This window comes from Pseudomonas sp. EGD-AK9 (assembly GCF_000465935.2).
Taxonomy (GTDB): Bacteria; Pseudomonadota; Gammaproteobacteria; order Pseudomonadales; family Pseudomonadaceae; genus Aquipseudomonas.
The window spans coordinates 1-1,096 of the sequence record NZ_AVOF01000620.1; the positions used below are offsets into that span (position 1 = coordinate 1).

1 protein-coding gene and 2 pseudogenes are annotated in these 1,096 nt (G+C 72.4%); all 3 read right to left on the minus strand.

The features are described 5' to 3' along the window. A pseudogene (locus N878_RS21755) lies at positions 1-230 on the minus strand (ABC transporter permease); the annotation flags it as partial. After that, on the minus strand, positions 217-912 hold the full coding sequence (locus N878_RS21760) for an ABC transporter ATP-binding protein (RefSeq protein ID WP_021445643.1): 696 nt from the start codon (positions 910-912) through the stop codon (positions 217-219). The pseudogene N878_RS21755 and the gene N878_RS21760, both read right to left, overlap by 14 nt. Beyond that, positions 909-1,096, minus strand: a pseudogene (locus tag N878_RS29175) (efflux RND transporter periplasmic adaptor subunit); the annotation flags it as partial. The pseudogene N878_RS29175 and the gene N878_RS21760, both read right to left, overlap by 4 nt.

Genomic DNA, 1,096 nt, shown 5'->3' on the forward strand with positions numbered 1-1,096 from the left:
GTGATCGGCGGCATGCCGCCGGTGGTCTCCTTGCGTCCGGGCAGGACGATCAGGGTGTTGCGCCCGAGCATGGAGAACTCGCCGATGACGAACAGTCGCGCGCCCTCGGCCAGGCCGGTGAGCAGGTTGACCGCGACCACGCCGATGGCCATCGCCAGCAGCATCAGGCTGCGCGAGCGATGCCCGCGCAAGGCGCCGAGGATCAGCCCGAGGCCGTCAGCCGCACGCACGGGCCGGCTCCTGGCGGGTATCGGCGACGATGCGCCCGTCGAGCATCTCCAGGCGGCGCGCGGCGCGGGCACCGAGGGTGGCGTCGTGGGTCACCACCAGCAGGGTCAGGCCCTCGCCGTTGAGCTCCTCGAGCAGCGCCACCACCTCGGCGCCGGAGTGGCTGTCGAGGTTGCCGGTGGGCTCGTCGGCCAGCAGCAGCGCCGGCTGCATCACCATGGCGCGGGCGATGGCGACGCGCTGGCGCTGGCCGCCGGACAGCTCGGCCGGGCGGTGCTTGACCCGGTCGCCGAGGTTCAGTCGCTCCACCAGCCGTGCACTGCGGCGCTGGCGTTCGGCCGGCTCGATACCGGCCAGCAGCATCGGCAGCTCGATATTCTCCAGGGCGGTCAGACGCGGGATCAGGTGGTAGGACTGGAACACGAAGCCGATCTGCCGGCTGCGCAGCTCGGCGCGGCGCTCCTCGTCCAGCGCCGCGGTGGCCTCGCCGTTCAGCCAGTACTCGCCGGCATCCGGCGCATCGAGCAGGCCGAGGACATTGAGCAGGGTGGACTTGCCCGAGCCGGACGGGCCCATCACCGCCAGGTAGTCGCCGGCGGCCACGTCCAGGTCGACGCGGTCCAGGCCCATTACCCGCGCGTCGCCGAGGGTGAAGCAGCGGCTGATGCCACGCAGGCGGATCATGGTTCGGCGTCCGTCTGCACGCGTACCGCGACGCCATCCTCCAGGCCCTCCTGCTCCAGGCTGGCGAGGATCCGCTCGCCTTCCTCGAGACCGCCCAGCACCTCGGTCCAGCGCCAGTTGGCCAACCCGGTGCGCAGGCGCACCTCGCGCAGCACGCCGGCCGCCGGATCGTGGCGCAGCACCC

What these genes read in the sequence shown, in the direction of transcription:
- N878_RS21760 (WP_021445643.1), bottom strand. Translation starts at nt 912, where the DNA reads ATGATCCGCCTGCGTGGCATCAGCCGCTGCTTCACCCTCGGCGACGCG.